Annotated in this window: 16 protein-coding genes; 12 read left to right on the plus strand and 4 right to left on the minus strand. The window is 63.3% G+C overall.

What is annotated here, in order from left to right:
• Positions 1-14: 14 nt before the first annotated feature.
• Positions 15-851, minus strand: a complete 837-nt coding sequence (locus tag CH273_RS22615) for a hypothetical protein (RefSeq protein ID WP_052049299.1) — start codon at positions 849-851, stop codon at positions 15-17.
• Complete coding sequence (locus CH273_RS22620; RefSeq protein ID WP_230591638.1) at positions 802-1,794, minus strand: DMT family transporter; 993 nt, start codon at positions 1,792-1,794, stop codon at positions 802-804. The genes CH273_RS22615 and CH273_RS22620 overlap by 50 nt, the downstream gene beginning before the upstream one ends.
• A gap of 92 nt (positions 1,795-1,886) precedes the next feature.
• Here CH273_RS22620 and CH273_RS22625 point away from each other — a divergent pair, with 92 nt between their 5' ends.
• The 3 genes from CH273_RS22625 to CH273_RS22640 all read left to right on the plus strand — a co-directional run bounded on the left by CH273_RS22625 (position 1,887) and on the right by CH273_RS22640 (position 5,052).
• On the plus strand, positions 1,887-2,744 hold the full coding sequence (locus CH273_RS22625) for a LysR family transcriptional regulator (RefSeq protein WP_176460259.1): 858 nt from the start codon (positions 1,887-1,889) through the stop codon (positions 2,742-2,744).
• A gap of 681 nt (positions 2,745-3,425) precedes the next feature.
• On the plus strand, positions 3,426-3,995 hold the full coding sequence (locus tag CH273_RS22635; protein ID WP_303396048.1) for a MerR family transcriptional regulator: 570 nt from the start codon (positions 3,426-3,428) through the stop codon (positions 3,993-3,995).
• A gap of 85 nt (positions 3,996-4,080) precedes the next feature.
• Positions 4,081-5,052 (plus strand): DUF6615 family protein, encoded by a 972-nt coding sequence (locus CH273_RS22640; RefSeq protein ID WP_306436898.1) that lies wholly within the window; start codon positions 4,081-4,083, stop codon positions 5,050-5,052.
• A 134-nt stretch (positions 5,053-5,186) separates the two neighbouring features.
• Here CH273_RS22640 and CH273_RS22645 read toward each other — a convergent pair whose 3' ends face one another.
• Positions 5,187-6,053 carry a phosphoadenosine phosphosulfate reductase domain-containing protein gene (locus tag CH273_RS22645; RefSeq protein WP_052049301.1) on the minus strand — a complete coding sequence of 289 codons (867 nt, stop codon included), beginning with the start codon at positions 6,051-6,053 and terminating at the stop codon, positions 5,187-5,189.
• 1,066 nt (positions 6,054-7,119) lie between these two features.
• Between CH273_RS22645 and CH273_RS22650 the strand changes: the two genes are divergently transcribed.
• From CH273_RS22650 to CH273_RS22670, 4 genes are all read left to right on the plus strand, one after another.
• Positions 7,120-7,875, plus strand: a complete 756-nt coding sequence (locus CH273_RS22650; RefSeq protein WP_441344163.1) for a MinD/ParA family ATP-binding protein — start codon at positions 7,120-7,122, stop codon at positions 7,873-7,875.
• 750 nt (positions 7,876-8,625) lie between these two features.
• Entirely contained in the window at positions 8,626-9,075 is a 450-nt protein-coding gene (locus CH273_RS22660) for a hypothetical protein (RefSeq protein WP_032364830.1), read from the plus strand.
• A 458-nt stretch (positions 9,076-9,533) separates the two neighbouring features.
• Positions 9,534-9,932 (plus strand): RAMP superfamily CRISPR-associated protein, encoded by a 399-nt coding sequence (locus CH273_RS28400; protein WP_306436638.1) that lies wholly within the window; start codon positions 9,534-9,536, stop codon positions 9,930-9,932.
• The gene (locus CH273_RS22670) at positions 9,932-10,648 is read left to right on the plus strand and encodes a hypothetical protein (protein WP_032364832.1); all 717 of its coding nucleotides are present in this window, start codon (positions 9,932-9,934) and stop codon (positions 10,646-10,648) included. The genes CH273_RS28400 and CH273_RS22670 overlap by 1 nt, the downstream gene beginning before the upstream one ends.
• 302 nt (positions 10,649-10,950) lie before the next feature.
• On the opposite strand, the gene CH273_RS28525 is transcribed toward CH273_RS22670, so the two are convergent.
• Positions 10,951-11,451 carry a WhiB family transcriptional regulator gene (locus tag CH273_RS28525; protein WP_368665488.1) on the minus strand — a complete coding sequence of 167 codons (501 nt, stop codon included), beginning with the start codon at positions 11,449-11,451 and terminating at the stop codon, positions 10,951-10,953.
• A 172-nt stretch (positions 11,452-11,623) separates the two neighbouring features.
• Between CH273_RS28525 and CH273_RS22680 the strand changes: the two genes are divergently transcribed.
• The 5 genes from CH273_RS22680 to CH273_RS22700 are packed head-to-tail and all read left to right on the plus strand — an operon-like array spanning position 11,624 to position 16,710.
• Entirely contained in the window at positions 11,624-12,724 is a 1,101-nt protein-coding gene (locus CH273_RS22680; protein ID WP_032364833.1) for an ATP-binding protein, read from the plus strand.
• Positions 12,721-13,980 (plus strand): vWA domain-containing protein, encoded by a 1,260-nt coding sequence (locus tag CH273_RS22685; RefSeq protein WP_032364834.1) that lies wholly within the window; start codon positions 12,721-12,723, stop codon positions 13,978-13,980. The genes CH273_RS22680 and CH273_RS22685 overlap by 4 nt, the downstream gene beginning before the upstream one ends.
• A complete protein-coding gene (locus tag CH273_RS22690; RefSeq protein WP_032364835.1) occupies positions 13,977-14,165 on the plus strand; it encodes a hypothetical protein in 189 nt (62 codons plus the stop codon). The genes CH273_RS22685 and CH273_RS22690 overlap by 4 nt, the downstream gene beginning before the upstream one ends.
• Complete coding sequence (locus CH273_RS22695; RefSeq protein ID WP_032364836.1) at positions 14,162-15,364, plus strand: hypothetical protein; 1,203 nt, start codon at positions 14,162-14,164, stop codon at positions 15,362-15,364. Before CH273_RS22690 ends, CH273_RS22695 begins: the two co-directional genes overlap by 4 nt.
• A 50-nt stretch (positions 15,365-15,414) precedes the next feature.
• Entirely contained in the window at positions 15,415-16,710 is a 1,296-nt protein-coding gene (locus tag CH273_RS22700; protein WP_032364837.1) for an AAA family ATPase, read from the plus strand.
• Positions 16,711-16,736 lie beyond the last annotated feature (26 nt).

A 16,736-nucleotide genomic window follows, 5' to 3' on the forward strand; every position in this document is an offset into this window, starting at 1 on the left:
GAAGCCTTTCTGTTTCAGTTGCTCTGACCGGTGCTGTCGAAGTGCTCTTGCAGCAGTGAATCGCCGCCGGGGACGAATCGTTGGCAGATGAGTTGGTGGGCGCGCCGGTTCTCGGCCTGGCTCTTCCAGAGCCGTCGTGCGGAATCTGCTGCGACGCCGGGAAGTTCAGCCGTCTTGAGTGTTGTACGGACGATCTTGGCGCGGGTGAGCATCACGTCGTGATCCCGGTTGAACACGGCGGAGAACCCGGGTTCGAGCCAGGGCGGTTCCATGGATGGCCGGACGAAGTCACGGTAGATCTCCGGTGAGAAATCGGACGCGTACCGCATGCTCTCGGTCGCCCCGGCGTAGAGAGTCCCTAGTTCGGTGAGTTGGTGGGCGAGAGCGGGCCACTGCTTGTTTGCAAGGCACTCCAGCACTGCCGCGAGCCGGCTGTTCATGGATATGACGAACAGGTGGAACAGGTGGTGGCCCTTCTTCCAGCGTGTGATCGCTTGTCGTGCAGCGTCGTTGGGAGCCTGCGGGGTGCGATCGTCCGTGCTGTGGTCTGCCGGCGCTGCCAGCGGGGAAGGATCTCGTCCCTGTGCGGCCACAGCTGCTGCGGCGGAGGCGTCGCCGACGACTACGGCCAGGGCGTCGAGTAGGCGGAGTCGTGAGTCGTTGTCCAGAGTGGACTGCGGCAGATCTGTGGTGATGGCGGTGACGACGGTCAGTGCGCTGACCGCCCACGCGTGCGGGTCGGCGCTGCGGGAGATCCTGAAGTAGGTGTCGTATTCGGCGCTGCGGGCGACGGGGATGGTGCTATCGGTGGGTAGGACGACTCGATCGATGCTCGTCGGAGATGGGGTCATGAAGGCCTCTTCCGTGGCTTGAAGTGGAGTCAGGGTGGTGGGGGTGTCGGGTTGCGGTCCAGACGGCTCCGACGACGACGGCGGCTCCGGCCAGTTGAATCCAGGTGGGTCGCTCGCTGAGGACAACGAATCCGAACGCGATAGCCAGCACAGGCTGCAGCAGGAGTAAGGCCGCGACGGTATTAGCCGCCAGCGATCGGGATCCCGAACTGATGAACAGCCAGGCGGCAACCTGTCCGAGCAAAGCGAGCGCGATCATCCATCCCCACGCGGCCGCGGAGATGTCGAGATCGAGGTCTCCGAGGCCTGCCGAGACAATGCCGGCAGTGACCGTTGCCGATGCGGTGGCCACACAGATCGGGGTGACCAGATGGCTGGGGCTTCGCTGGGTGGAGCGGCGGTTCAGGAACAGGTAGGCCGCGTACGCGGCACCGGCGGAGATTCCCAGGATGGACCCGCGGAGCGCGTTGTCGGCTCCTGTTCCGCCGATGAGTCCGCCGGCGAGTGCAACGCCGAGCAGCATGCAAGGCACCGCCATGAGGAATCGTCGGGGGATTGCGGTTCGATCGACGACGAGCGCGATCAGCGGCAGCACGACGACCTGGACATTGATAAGGACGGTGGCGATCGAGGCACCGACGTCGAGGATGCTCGCGGTCCACATCACGTAGTCCGCTCCGAGGAAGACTCCGGCACCAATGGCCATGGGATACAACCTCGTCGGCATTGCGCCGCGTCGGTGAAGTTCCCACAGCGCCATCGGAACGAGAGCCGCCAGCGCGATAAGACATCGTAGAAATGCCGCCGTCCCCGAGGTGACATCGGCGAGTTTGACGAAGGTGGCGGACAGCGACAGCGACGCGGCACCGGCGATGACCAGCGCCGCATTCCCGCCCACCCCCCGATCGGCGGCGTCAGCTCTCGGTATCGCGGTTCTGGTCACCTGGTCAAGGCAACCAGTTACAAACCGATAAGTCTACTAGCCAGTTCTACCGCTAAAACAGTAGTATCACTTATATGTTGTCGTGGGATCGGATGAAAGTTTTCGCCGCAGTAGCCGAACAAGGTTCTGTCACTCGAGCTGCAGAATCTTTACACCTCACCGGACCTGGAGTGTCGCAACACATCCGCAAGTTGGAGAAGGAAGCCGGCACCACCCTGGTCGAGAGAGAGGGAAGGTCGATACGGCTGACCCCCGCCGGTCGCGCACTGGCGACACGTGCGGCCGCCATGTCCGCTCTCGCCGAAGCCGCAGAAGACGACCTTGCCTCGATCGATACCGACGTTGCCGGAGCGCTGAGAGTAGGCGCGGTCGCAAGTGCATTACGTCGGCTGGTGGTCCCAGCTCTGGCAGACCTCGCTCGCACGTATCCACTGCTGCGCCCCGAGGTCGTCGACGGAGAAGGAATCGATTTGCTCGACCGCCTCCAGCACCGCACCCTCGATCTCGTCGTCTTCGAGTCCTGGGACCATCGGCCGGCGACGGTCCCCGCAGGTATCGACGTCCACACCCTCCACACCGAGGATGTACACCTCGCGGTACCGATCGAGGATAGCCGTGAGATGGCAACCCTCTCCGGCGAAACGGAATCGATCTGGACGGTATGCCCATCAGGGTCGGATGCGCACTCCGCGCTCGTGCACGCATTGCGCGAAGCTGGAGTCGAACCGACGATCCGCTACGAGGTGTCCGACTATTCGACCCAACTGGCCCTCGTCGAAGCAGGTCTGGCCGTCGCGCTGGTTCCGGACACCGCGCGAGTCCGAACGGCCGGGGTGCGGTATCTGCCGACCGAGCCGGCCGTGACGCGTTCGTTGCGTGCGGCGAGCTCGACCCGAATCCCGGCTGTCGGCGCGCTCCTGAATGCGATGAACGTGATTCTCGCAGGCTGATTCCGCGGCCGACCTGCACCCGTAACGCTCGGTTCTCAGGACTGCTCAAAAGGTAACGGGCAGGCATATGACATCTGCGAAACAGGTTGTATGGCAGTGATTGTCAGGGCGCAGGTATGCGCTAGATCCGGGTTCACGGCCACCGGAAGCGCGGGAGATCGCGAATGCTGAACGTCGGCAGGGCGACGGTGGTGGCCGAACACTGTCCGACACGCCCGTGGGATCAAGCTTCGTAGAATTCCCCTATTCGGGGAATTCTACGTTCCGTTCAAGACCTCCGCCATCGGTGCCACAATCGTTACGGTGCGGCGATGAACAGCATCACGCCCCATGAAATGACCCCACTCAGCCCGATTGCATCGGCAGGTTTGCTCGGACGAGCGGCGACGACGTGCTGAACTTCTGCTCCCTGGTAGTGGCAGTCACTGCCGTTATAGCGATCCGTTCCTTCACGGAGTTCCGATCCAGGCGGGTCACGATAGCCGTCTTCCTCGCGGTGTTTCTGCTCTTCAGGTTCGGTGTTCCTCGTCTTACGCCGTTCATCGGATGGCTGCTCGGTTTGTCCACCGAGTAACGGTGCGGGCCAAACGTGCAGAGCTGGCCCGCTGGCCGGGAGAGAAAGGAGAGTGATGTCGAGCGGTATCGTGCATCGAACGATCGATTAAAGGGTGGGTGCGAGTTGTGAGCTGCAGCGAACAGGGTTCGTTCGAGGACATCGTGCCGGGGCTTTTCAAGACCTCGAACGGCATCGCCGACGACGCCGTGAACGGGTGTCCGGGGTACAAATCGCCCCAGGTCCAGCAAGTGACTGGGGTAACGTACCGCCAGCTCGACTACTGGGCCCGTACAGGGCTTGTGTCACCGTCGATCCGCGCTGCATCCGGTTCGGGATCGCAAAGGATGTATGCCTTCTCCGATATCGTGGTGGTCAAAGTGATTCGTCGCCTGCTCGAGGCCGGAGTGTCTTTGCAAAATGTACGCATTGCGATCGAGTGCCTGCGTGCGCGTGACGCCCAGGGTCTGGCATCTGTGACCCTGCTCTGCGACGGTATTTCGGTGTACGAGTGCACATCTGACGACGAGATTGTGGACTTGTTACGCGGTGGGCAGGGCGTGTTCGGCATCGCGCTCGGGCATACAGTCGCGGACGTGGCTGCCGATATCCGTGCGCTCCCTGCAGTCGCTGCGGGAAGCGGCAAGGTCGCCGGGATCGACGAACTGCGATCGCGACGCGACCGCAGGACCGCTTGAAATCGACTACGGAATGAGTAGACACCCTCGGACCAACCATATGGTCCATGCAATGAATTTCGCTGCTTCCGACACGTGGGACCTGATGGAGACGGGAATTGCAGGCGGCATCGGACCTGGAGAAGAGACGCTCACCGATCTCAATTTGATTCGGTTGCAGACTCACATTCCGTCGTTGCGAGTGACGAAGTTCGACAAGGCTGTCGAAGCGGGAAACGGCGCAGATTGGGAGTGGTGGATCGGTTCTTCGGCCGAGGAGCGGTGGATCAAGCTCCGAATTCAAGCGAAACGCGCAAGTCACGATGCCGACATGTACGAGCAGCTCGGACACACAGTGAAGGGAGTCAAGCAATACGACAACCTGATCTTCAAGAGCCTGACCGAAGATGCAATTCCGCTGTACGTCTTTTTCAACGGGTGGCCCGAGGACAGGTTTCTCGTGGGAGGCCACTATCACGATGCGATCGCACAAAACCTCAGAGCGGTGCACGGTGGGCACGTTCCGTACCCGTTGTGGGGCTCGTTGGACTGGGGGTGTGCAATAGCCGCGGCGCAGAAAGTCAAAGCGATCCACGGCGATCCATCGGTATCGGACTTCCCGGCGGCTCTCATCCCCAGGAGACGCCGCAAAAACAAGCGCTACATCCCCCGCTATCTCGTGCACTCGACCCCCTGGGCATACCTCCTGCACTCCGGATCTGGAGGCGCGACACCCACAATTCGACAGGTGGCCGAAAATCTTCACCATATGGAGGGAAACAGATCGCCGCTCACCGACGACGCCTTCGAGGAAATGACCCATCCTCTGCCGTCAAGAGCAGCCGAGCAGGCCGCCTACAACGGCGGGTTCTCGATCCGGAAATCTCTCACCACAGTCGATGAAGCGCGCCATGCTGAACGTCTCGTCACCGCGAGGGAATTCGCTCGCGAGATCGGCAGAGACGATCTCGTGGGTCGGATGCTGAACCTGACAGATGAGACCGAGCGGACAGGACCGGGATATCGACTGTTGTTGGAGCTCAACCCTGAAAGCTCATTTTTCATGAGCCAGGGATAGCGGCGGTCGCCGGATGTGAGATCTCCTGGTTCGACACGAAAAAGTAGTCGGAGGCCACCGTGTGGTGTGCCTCCGACTCACCCTGTGCAATCTCAGTACCAGGAATGCTACACGCGCACAGTCGATATGGCGATCTACACGAACTCGCGTATTCGAGGGAGCACTGCGGCGATCTCCTCGAACAGGCTCGGCCAACCTCGACGCAGACGAGTGACCCTGCCCGATTCGAGAAAATTTCCGTCGAGAATGTGTGAAACCCGCAGATTCGCTGCAGGTGCGCCCAGCGCGGCCAGTTTGGCGTAGACAGGGTTGCTCGGAAGCTCGTGCTGATGGGAATAGGCCAGCACATCGTCCGCGGACCAGTCCCACACCGGACCATAGGCCACAGTTCCATCGTTGCGGCGAACCGTCCCCCCGTGGTGTCGACGCTGCTCCGCTTTGTTGCTGCAGCAGCTCGCGCCTTGGCAGCGCTCGTTGATCTCACGTGCGAGAGCGGAGTAGTACATCGACCACCTGCCGGTTCCTTTCCTGGATTCGTCTGCCCGCACGCCCCAGACCTCCCCGTCACCGAATTTGGTGTGCGCAGCCCGGGCAGGCTGCGCAATCAAGGTCTCGAAGCCTCGCGCGGGTACATGAGCCGACGGGCTACCGCCGTGGTCCCATTCCCCGGTCCGGGCCATCACAGTCAACAGCGTTGGTTCAGCGCGAATGATGTGCAGGTCCAGTCCCAGCTTCGTCGCAATCTGCTCGACGTAGGCGTAGGTCTCGGGGTATTCGAGACCGGAATCGAAAAAAGCTACCGGGACATCTGGGTCCGCCTGACGGGCGAGATCAACAGCAACGACGGAATCCTTTCCACCGCTGAATGCGACGTACCCATCGAATTCGTCGAGGTGTTCGGCCACGCGATCGACGATCGTCGAAATGTCATGTCGCGAGGATCGAAGGGACCGCAGGCGAGTGAGATCGAGGCCGTCGAAATCGTTGCTACGCACCGCCACAACGATAGTCGGGACACGGACACTTCAGACTGGACGAAGCAGAAGCTGCTACCCCGAACAGGCGGAATTACCGGTTACACAATGGGCGTCCGTGTGGTCGCTCGGCAGCAGTTTTCGGGTTGTTCGAGGTGTCCGGTGCCGGTGTTATGTTCGCCCGGATATCGTCCGTTGAATGAGCAAGAGGAAGAGGTGGCGACCGATGAGTCCCACAGAGTCCGACCCAGGCAGCGCGTTGCCCCGGTGGGTAGTTGATCCGTCGGCGGCGAACAATGCGACCGATCAGTCGAACGATTCCGAGCCAGAAGGGGGGTCGGAAGATCGCCACGATGGGCAGGACAGTGACCTCCTCCAGGACTCAGGTGCAGGTCAGCCAGAACCCGCCCGTGAACAGCCTGTAGCCAGCGAATTCGTGCCAATCGACGCACCCAGAATCGCAGCCGACAACGCTGATGAAAACGTGTCAAAAAACGTACCCCAAGCCCGGTCCAAAGTCGCATCCGAAATCGTGCCGAGAGACCGGCCCAGCGCCGCACCCAGCAGCTCCCCCTCGGCGAGCCAGCCCAATTCTGGTGCTCATCGACCCACCTCGGAGCCGGCCCCACGGCCGCCGCGCGTCAACGATGGTCAGGTACCAATACCGGACCGGCCCTCGGCCTGGCCAGGGCAGGGCGGCTCCGCACCCGCTGTTGAGCAATGGCACACCAACAAGTCGGCCGGCAGTTCAGCACCGACATCTCACCCGGAGCCAACAAGCGCCCCCGACTCTCCGGCAGTGACAGCTCATCGCCCCTTCACCTCGCAGCCCGTTCAGTTGGTAGAACCAGTGCCCACAGCAATTCCGACAGCAAGGCCGACAGCAGCTGTTGCCCCTCCGCGGTCGATCGACGAACTGGAGCTGATCCGCCGTGCGCAACTGCCACCTAGCAAAGGTTGGCGACGATGGCTCTACCGACTCTCCTTCGGTTCAGCCAATCCCGGCCAGTCGCCGGCTGAACTCGAGTACGAGCAGCTCCTGCGCCGCGTACGGCAACCGGTTCGAGGGAACTACAAGATCGCAGTCCTCTCCATGAAGGGCGGGGTCGGAAAAACAACCACGACAACAGGGCTTGGATCGACCTTCGCAGCACTGCGGGGCGACCGCGTCATTGCCTATGACGCCAACCCAGATTTCGGGACGCTCGCGTACCGCATTCACCGAGACAGTGACCGCACAGTGCGAGACTTGCTCGCGGACAAAGAAGTACACAGCTACTCCGACGTACGGAGCTACACCTCGCAAGCGCGAAGCAGGCTCGAAGTTCTTGCAAGCGAGCGTGATCCGTCCGTTTCCGAAGCATTCAACGAGCACGACTACACCGCCGCACTGCGCATCCTCGAACAGTTCTACAACATCATCTTGACCGATTGCGGCACCGGTCTCATGAACTCGGCCATGGCAGGCGTCCTCAAAGAAGCCGACGCACTGGTCCTGGTCTCCTCCGCAGCCAAGGACGGAGCACGCAGCGCTGGGGCGACCCTCGAATGGCTGTCGCGACACGGCTTCGACGACCTGGTCAAACGCACCGTCGTCGTCATCAACGAATCACGGAAGGGCTCGACCGCCCTCGATGTCGAGCAACTCAAGTCCTACTTCGCAGAACGCACTCGCGCCGTCCAGGTCGTCCCGTACGACGACCACCTTGCCGAAGGCGACACCATCGATCTCGAGTTACTGGGCAAGCCTGCACAACGCGCGTTCGTTGAGCTGGCTGCTCTGCTCGCCGACGACTTTCCTGCCAACGTCGGCCGGCACGCACCAGCGCCCGGCCCGAGTCCTTGGTGAGTTGGACTGTGCCGGTGAAAGTTGGCCTGTCCGTAGTGTCCGGGCGCGCCGTTAGAGTACAGATATGGCCGAACTATCAAGGGGCAGAGCAGCGCTCGACGTTGTGACGACCGCCTACGAGGCCGCGACAGGATTTGCGGTTTCGTGGCCACCAACCGGAGTTTCAGGTGACTCCGCGTGCGCGCGGTGCGGTGGCGCGACAGAAGGTTCCGGACGGCGAGTGCGTGAGACTGTGTCGAGAACGTTCACCGGGTTCGACGGGTGGGTAGACGTTGCGGCTCCTACGATGTGTCGCGTCTGCGTTTGGGTGTACACGACAACGGCACTTCGCTCGGACCTCCTGCTGGTCACCAGCGATCCACGGCGTGCCACGAAATTGTCGAAGACCCGCTTACGTCGCGTTCTGGGACAAGCGATCTCTCCGACGTCCGCCGTCGTCGTTCCGTTACGTCCTGGGCGCAAGCACATTCTTCCTCATGCCCGGTGGGGTCGGGTCGCCGTCGACGACATCGCGCTTCCATGGACAGAGCACGACGCGGAACGCCTGAGCGCAGTCGTGCGATTGCGACGGCGAGGGTTCTCCCTGGCCGCCCTTGCGCGCGCAGCGCCGGCATTCAGCACGCTCAAGAACATTCCGCATCGAACGTGGACGTCTGTGTTCGCGGATTGGGACAGCCTCGATCCGTGGCGAGAGCGGCCTGTGTACCTCGACCTCGCAGCGACGGCTTCAACGTCAACCAGAGGCACGGCATGACCCCGATCAGAGCTACGACACCGACCCAAACCTGGCTGGACGCAGCCAGCTTCCTGCCGCCCGTCACCGGTGCAGCAGCAATAGCCGAACGACTGTTGCTGCTGCTGCACTACGGAATCAACTGGGACACCGGGTGGGTGGGACGCCGGAGAGAGCTGTACTGGGACCACCACCTGCCAGACCGAGTCCGGGTCGCGACATACACCGGCGGAGCCGACCTCGATCGATGGTGGAGCACCGTGGCAACCGATCTCGAGTCAGCGCCGTCGACGAAAGAACAACGCCTCGAACTATCGGTCCTTCTACGCGAGGAATCGATACCGGTCCTGACCCTCTTACGGGAAAACACCACCGCCCTCGTACTCCGAACACGGATCGTGGCCGAAGCTGTTCAAGCGCGCCGGGCCACCACAGCGACTGCTACATCGCCCAGGAGGCAGAAGTGACCTCGACCCTGCGCTGGCAGCTCGACATCACAGCGGTCTCGGCGATCTCGCACCGCGGTGAACACAGCGCCACCACAACGACCTTGTTCCGGCGCGAAAAAATACTGCAGCCCAACGGTTCCGCAGCCTTGGTTCCGATTGTGTCCGGCAACTCCTTCCGAGGGGCGCTCCGGCGGATCGGAGAGGAGCTATTACGGGACGCCCTTGCATACGAAGGGCTTCTCAGCTTGTCTGCAGCTCACACACTTCGGAACGGGGGCAGCCTGACCAAGGTCACCGGAGAGCCACTGTCCGGCGAACGGCTCCACCGGCTCCGTACATTGAACCCACAGGTCAGCGTCTTTGGCGGCAGCGGCGGCGGTCGAATGATCGACGGCTGTCTCCGCGTGGGCAAAGTGATTCCGCACGTCCTCGAAACCGACCACCTCATGAGCCGTCCCGCACCTGACCGTGCTGTCTTGAGCCAATTCGACACCATGGCGCTCGAACGATACAGCCGGTTCGACGATTCCACCGATCATGACTTCCCCACAGTCGCCCGAACCGACGCAGCCACCGTCGACGGTAGCTCTCTGATGCGTTACGAGATCGAAACACTGCCTGCCGGTACACGATTCGAGTCCTTCTTGCGTCTCGATCGCGCAACCGATCTGGACGTGGCCTTCTTCTCCGACGTCGTCGGCAGGTTCGTCGAGTCCGGAACCATCGGCGGGCGTACAGCTATCGGACACGGTCTCGTCCGCACCAGCTTCGAGCGGACCCTTCTCGCCGGCGACGACCCGAAGGAGCTCGACTGGCGAACCCATCTTCGAGAGCGCCGTGAGGAGGCGCTGGAAGTCATGGAGGCGCTGACGTGATGAGGCCGTTTGAGGTGAAAGCACACCTGGCGGTCGGACTTGCGCATGCAGCTCCATGGGCGACGAGCCTCGATGGCTTGCTCGCATCCGAGATGTGGGAAGACGAGAAAGCCGCTGCTCGGGGCCGCGGACAGTACCTCGAAGCCGCCGGCCCCGACGAAGTGCCCGCCGATCTGGATCTGCCACTCGCTCGGTGCACTCTGGGGGGAGGCGACGACTGGCATTGGTGCGCTACATACGCCTATCCCGAAGACCCGGTCGACGCCCCGGAAATCCATCACTGGAGCGGACGCCCCGACCACCGTGCGCTCGAGCAACTCTCGAGGTACCGACCATCGGTCATCTCCGACCGGCAGGGCCGATATCGCGCACGCCAGATGCCGCTCCTACTGACCTCCACGCGGACTGTGCTCTGGCGAGGTGTCGGCGACATCGACCGGGTGAGCGCAACCCTGGCATCGATCGATGCAATCGGGAAGAAGCGCAGCCAGGGTGAGGGGCAGGTGCTGAGATGGGAAGTGCATCCCGTCGACATCGATGCCTGGTCGGCCGGCCACCTCCATCCGAACGGCCACCTCGGTCGCCTGAGCCCACGGATCTGTCTGCAGGGCAAACCAACAGTCGAAACAGGCGGTTTGGGCCGAGGCGCGATACGGCCACCGCACATGCACTGGTCGAGAATGCGCGAGGTATGCATGCCATGGACACCCCAGTGACCCGTGAATCGGCACCGGAAACGTTGCGGGACAGCAACTTGTCGGAGTCGAACGCCATACTGACAACTATGCGAATCCGAACCCTCGATGGTCCACCGCTACCTGCCGAAATCTTGGCCCATGCGGCGCGCGCGGTCGTTCTTGCGGACCTTCTCGCCGGCCAAGACATCTCCTGCGGCGAGAAGCTTTCAGCGAGGAGCGACGCAAGTCGAGACGCTTCAACAATCAACCGCGGTTGACCGCGCCGACTATAACGGGGTCGGCATCACCGGGCAGGTTTGACCGGCGACTCGCGCGTTGATTCACGCTGTGCGGGAGCGTATTCGGTACACCTGCCGGGTGGTGATTCCGAGCTGGCTTGCGATGGACTCGACTGGGACGTTCTGGGCCGAAAGCGTGGCTATCGTGAGCGCCTGTTGTTGATGCCGGGTAGGCCGGCTCTCTGTGGCTGTGGTGTGCTGAAGCTCTTGGCGCTCTCGTGGTGTCTTTCCGCCCCAAATGCCGTGCTGTTCGTTGTACGTCAGTGCATGGGCGAGGCAAGCAGCTCTGGCGGGGCATTCTGCGCAGACCCGCTTTGCTCTGCTGGTTGCTCCACCCGGGGGCGGGAAGAACTCCTCGGGGTCTGTCTGTGCGCACAATGCGTCCGAGCGCCATGACGAAATGTCCGCCGCCGCGGGCGGGGGCAGTGGCGCGGCGATGGCTGTTTCGAGCGGTGTCACGTGTTGGGTCCTTTCTTTCGGGCGACCCGGCCTTTTTCGAGTGGGTTCGACGATATCGAGGGACCCGGACACTTCACCCAGCACACGTGGCGGTCCGGTGCTTTTTGAGCCCGGACCGCCACTGTCCCCGGCACTGAGTGCGCCGGGGACAGTGGCGGTTGGTGTGACTGGGTGAAAAGCGTTCTGGCGCGGTATGATTGAGGCGTTCTGTTGTTGGCGAGACTGACCATCTTGCCCATCTTTCGAGGAGTTTCAAATGCCGGATTTGGCGACTGCGGTAACTGTTGTGGATGCGTGCGGAAGGGCTGGTGTCCCGTCGTTGTTGATTTCGGGGCCGGGTATGGGGAAGTCGAGCCTGGTTCGAGCACTTGCTGCATCCGAAGGGGTGTTGTGCGAAACGGTCTTGGGGTCCTTGCGGGAGCCTGCCGACTTCGCAGGCCTGCCGGTAGTCCGTGAGAGTGGAGTGAGATTGGAGGCCCCGGATTGGGCGCGACGGCTACATGCAGAGGGCGGGGGCTACCTCTTTCTGGACGAGCTGACCACGAGTCCACCGGCCGTTCAGGCTGCGATGCTGGCAGTCGCACTGGATTTGAAGGTGGGTGATCTGCAACTGCCGAAGGAGACTCGGGTCATCGCAGGTGCAAATCCGCCCGATTGCGCAGCAGGGGGGTACGAGTTGGAGGCCCCCTTGGCAAACCGCTTCTGCCACATCGAGTTCACGCCGTCTGTCGATGAATGGCTCGACGGCATGGCCACGGGTTGGGCAAGCACAGCCTATTCGCGTGCGGTGACCAGCGACGAGCAGCGGGAGGCGTTGGTGCGCAGTTCCATCATCGGGTACATCCAGCGTGCACCCGAGGCGCTCGATGCGTTCCCGAAGGTCGGAGTGCAGACAGGTGGCGCATGGCCGTCTCGGCGCACCTGGTCGATGCTCGCGAAGGTGTTGCCACATCTTCGCGACGATGACAACGCCGCGACCAACGCGGTGGTGTTCGGCCTGATCGGGGAAGGCACCGGTGTCGAGTTCCTCGAATGGCGTCGCAACGCCGACCTCCCCGACCCCGTAGCCGTTGTCGAAAACCCCGAGACAGCGTTCGATTGGCGCTCGCGTCCTGATCTGGTGTGGGCCGTGCTGTCCGGTGTGACGGCGTGGGCGGCCTCGCGCGGCACTGTCGAAGCGTGGCGCAACGCCTGGGGTCCGCTGATTGCCGCCGCCGAGGCAGGAGCGCCCGACGTAGCCGGGGCTGCGGCACGAACCCTGGCGAAAGCGCGACCGGCGAAGGCCTCCGTTCCGGCCAGCGCGCGCCGATTTGCACCGATGCTGGTGGCAGCGGGCTTGGTCGAGGCAGCGGCATGAGCGGTGTGCGCGCGCTCGAACCGGCTGAAATGCGAGCGTTCCGACTCGCACGGCTGGTGTCGGCCGAACACATGCCCTACTTCATGCGCGCCCTGTTCGCAGCCCAACCCGTGGCGGCACCGGGCCTGGGTACCTTCGCGGTGGATGCTCGGTGGCGGCTGTACTTGGACCCGGATCTGTTGATCGGGCCTTGCGCATGGCCGGTGCCGATGGTCGGTGCAGTGCTACTGCACGAGGTCGGGCATCTGTTGCGGGCACATGCTGACCGCGCCGCCGCTCTGGGGAAGCCCATCGATCACCTGGTGTGGAACTTCGCGGCCGACGCCGAAATCAACGACGACCTGTTGGCTGCGGGAGTCGGCCTGCCCGAAGGGGTGATCACCCCTCAATCGTTCGGCTGCCTTCCCGGAGACACAGCCGAGCAGTACTACGACTACCTACGTGACCCGGTTGTGCAACCGATTGCCGTCGAACTCGCTGGCGCTGAAGGCGATCCGGGATGCGGATCAGGATCGGGGTGCCCTGCGGTCCCCGGCGAACTCATCGGCTCGGGAGAAGTGATCACGGAGGGACTGGACAATGCGGAAGCGGACCTGGTGCGCCGATCTGTCGCGCAGGCAGTTCGCGAAGCAGCTGGTACCGGTCGAGGTAGTGCCCCGGCGGGACTGGTCCGGTGGGCAGCTGATGTTCTCGCCCCGCCGACTGTGGCGTGGGATCGTCTGCTACGGGCCGTAATTCGGCGTGCGTTGGCAGAGCAGGCGGGTAGGACGAACTATTCGTACTCCCGTCCCTCCCGTCGTCGCATTCCTGGAATCGTCGCCCCGGCTATGCGGGGGCCGTCGATCACGGTTTCGCTCGTCATCGACACGTCCGGGTCGATGACGAGCGCAGACCTCGATGCCGCGATGGGCGAAGTGGCGGGAGTTCTCAAAGCTGGTGGCATCGCACGCGACCGGGTTCGGATTCTGGCGTGTGACGCCAAATCCACTACGGCACAACACGTACGATCGGTCGCTGATGTGACGTTGGTTGGTGGTGGCGGAACCGATATGAGGGTGGGAATCGCCGCAGCCAACGCTGCGCGCCCTGCACCCCACGTCGTCGTGGTGCTGACCGATGGCGATACACCCTGGCCCGACCGGCCCACGAGGTCGCACCTGGTGTGCGCAATCATCGGCGGCGTCCAGGGTAGGGGCGTCACACCGGCATGGGCATCGACGGTGCACGTGCCAGTCGGATCGGGGGCCACGCGATGAACGAAAGCGGACCCGTGGAACTGCTCAAGTACGCAGACAGGGTGCTCACCGGCACTGGAATCGCCGCCGCCGATATCCGCATCGTCGTCGCCAGCGCAGCGGCCGACGCCGCCACAATGGCGTTGCGCGCAGGGTGGGAGTGCGCGAGCAACGCCCTGATCCTCGTCGACGGTGACGAGCGATGAGCGTGGAGTGGTTCGACCTCGCGCAACGCCTCTACGCCGCCGAGAAGATGCAACCGGTCCCTCGGCTGGCACATGCAACCTTCAAGCCGTCCACGACCGCAGTGGCCGTGCGTGCGGTCACGCGAGGAACAACGCTGGCCGTGTCCGTCGCTCGAGATGGATGCACCGAAGAGTCCGCGCACGACACCGAGGCTCTGGCCCTGCTCGCTCGCAACGGGGCAACGACGGTGGGTACGGCTGAACCGGCCATGCTGCTCACTGATGACGCCGCGACGATACCGAGCCTGCTGGCCCTGGCGCGTGCGCACGCCCACCACCCTGATCCGGACATAGCGGGGGCTGCCGCCATGATCGGATGGTGGGCCGATCGGGCCGACCATCCCGGAACGTCGGCGGTGATCGATCTGGTTGCTGCGTCGTCCTCGCGTCTGGTCCTCGGCACTGCGCCCGACGCCGAGCGAGCGGCCCGAACATGGCGTTCCTGGCTCGGCATTACCGACGAGAGCGTCGCAGGCCTGCATGAGTGGGCAGCGTGCATCGCAACGGGACCGCTGTTGCCGCTTCTCGATCCGATACACGACGATGACCGATACTCCTGGGATCGGACATTGTCGGCCACGACTGCGGGCCACGACTGGTCACGGCCGGACAACTCAGCTAGTGCAGCCATGGGACTACGGACCCGATGCGATGCCGCCGACCTCAAAGCCGCTGCGTTGCTGAGTGATCCACTGTGGCGAGTACGAGCGCTGCACACGGGACACGTGGCCCAGGGCATCGCATCGGTGGCGGCACCGCCGACAGGTTCACGCCGCCGCAACGTTTCGGTGTCGGTGACCTGCGACCGGCTGGACTCGAGGATGCGGGTTGATTCGGCAGTTACGGGATGGGTCGGATCAGCACTCGATCAATTCTTCGAGCGCTTCTCTGCCGACGTCACGTCCGCACAGGTGGTCAACGGCAAACTGACGCTCGGTCTCGGCTCGGTCGGAGCGCACGCACCGAACGACGGAGACCAGGTGACCTTGATGCCCCAACCGCCTTCACCGGCGACGATGCGAGCAGGACGGGCGAGGTACTGGAATCTGTACCGCGCTCGCCGTTCCTGGCTTTCGACCGGACAAGCCCCGAGCGCCGTGCGCCGCGAAGTCCCGCTCGATGTCCTGATAGCGGGTGCAGAGGATGTCCAGGATCACTAGGGGATCAAAAATGTTCACTGACAACACATTAGAAGAAGAACGGCACAACAATGCGTATCGTCGCACCCCGAACGGACACCCCGAAAACCGCCGCAACACCTTTCACGGGAACCGAACCGTCATCGCCCGCCCACTGGCCCGGATCACAGATCATGGCCGACCCGATCACTGCACGCGTGCTGTTCTCTGTGTGGTCCGGAGACCCCGCCGTCGTCGTCCCGTCACCACCGGGCGCAGGAAAAACTCGACTGGTCGCGTTGCTCGCCGCCGCCTTGGCCCATCGCGCAGACCTACGGGTGGGTATCGCGGCGCAAACCCGAGAACAAGCCGTGGAAATCGCACGTCGGCTCGGCGCGCTGACAGATCGAGCAGCGTTGATCTGGAAAGCGAAAGCGCCCCTCCCCGACAGTGGAAACACTCCCGTAGTGGCAGGACGAAAAGTGCGGTGGTCGAATGAGACTGGCGCAATTCTCATCGGTACCACGGCGCGGTGGCTCTTCTCGGACCCGGACCGAATCGGTGCCGATGTGTTGATCGTGGACGAAGCATGGCAATGCACCTACGCCGATCTGGGGGCGCTCGGCGCGATGGCTCGACAGGTCGTCTGCGTCGGAGACCCCGGACAGATCGATCCGGTGGTCACAGGAGACGTATCGCGGTGGGAGGGCAGCGAGACCGCACCGAACCTGCCTGCCCCCCTCGCTCTGCAAGCAGCTCACGGCGATTCGGTCGGCGTGGTCCGTCTGCAACACACCTGGCGTCTCGGCGCGAGGACAACGGCCCTCATTCAACCGCTGTTCTACCCCGGCCTGCCTTTTACTTCCCGTCGCCCACCGGAGCATCTGACCGATTCCAGCGGCCCCGACCTGCCTGAACTCGCGCATCGGCCAGTGCGGGTCATCGGAGGCCCAACCGACCCCGTCCTGGCCACACAGTGCGCCCTGCGCGCGCGAGAACTGCTGGACGCCGATGTGACCACACCGGACGGGCAGCGGGCCATGACAGCGGCGGACCTGGCTGTCGTCGTCCCTCATGTCACGCAGGCTGCCGCTGTCCGGGCCTTGCTCTCGGATCACCCCGACGTACTTGTCGGCACCGCAAACTCTCTGCAAGGCCTCGAACGCGCCGCCGTTGTCGTGTTGCACCCGCTTGCCGGGTACCGGACAGCCGAGCCGTTCAATCTCGACTCCGGCAGAGCGTGCGTGATGCTCACCCGCCACCGAGCCCACATGACCGTGGTCATCGATGACGCCACCGCCCACGTCCTCCAACACGCCGAACCATCCCCGGCTCACGCCATCCATACCGGCCTGATGGCCGCACTGCACTGCACGCCCATCGTGTAGCGATTCCCACAAAAAGAAAGGCACAC

The sequence above is a fragment of the Rhodococcus sp. 05-339-2 genome (assembly GCF_002258965.1).
Lineage (GTDB): Bacteria > Actinomycetota > Actinomycetes > Mycobacteriales > Mycobacteriaceae > Rhodococcoides.

Bases quoted from the DNA above. Each gene is read 5' to 3' on its own strand.
- CH273_RS22695 (WP_032364836.1), top strand. From the start codon at position 14,162: ATGAGCGTGGAGTGGTTCGACCTCGCGCAACGCCTCTACGCCGCCGAG.
- CH273_RS22625 (WP_176460259.1), top strand. From the start codon at position 1,887: ATGAAAGTTTTCGCCGCAGTAGCCGAACAAGGTTCTGTCACTCGAGCT.
- CH273_RS22670 (WP_032364832.1), top strand. From the start codon at position 9,932: ATGAGGCCGTTTGAGGTGAAAGCACACCTGGCGGTCGGACTTGCGCAT.
- CH273_RS22615 (WP_052049299.1), bottom strand. From the start codon at position 851: ATGACCCCATCTCCGACGAGCATCGATCGAGTCGTCCTACCCACCGAT.
- CH273_RS22660 (WP_032364830.1), top strand. From the start codon at position 8,626: ATGACCCCGATCAGAGCTACGACACCGACCCAAACCTGGCTGGACGCA.
- CH273_RS22690 (WP_032364835.1), top strand. From the start codon at position 13,977: ATGAACGAAAGCGGACCCGTGGAACTGCTCAAGTACGCAGACAGGGTG.
- CH273_RS22640 (WP_306436898.1), top strand. From the start codon at position 4,081: ATGGAGACGGGAATTGCAGGCGGCATCGGACCTGGAGAAGAGACGCTC.
- CH273_RS22700 (WP_032364837.1), top strand. From the start codon at position 15,415: ATGCGTATCGTCGCACCCCGAACGGACACCCCGAAAACCGCCGCAACA.
- CH273_RS22685 (WP_032364834.1), top strand. From the start codon at position 12,721: ATGAGCGGTGTGCGCGCGCTCGAACCGGCTGAAATGCGAGCGTTCCGA.
- CH273_RS22650 (WP_441344163.1), top strand. From the start codon at position 7,120: ATGAAGGGCGGGGTCGGAAAAACAACCACGACAACAGGGCTTGGATCG.
- CH273_RS22680 (WP_032364833.1), top strand. From the start codon at position 11,624: ATGCCGGATTTGGCGACTGCGGTAACTGTTGTGGATGCGTGCGGAAGG.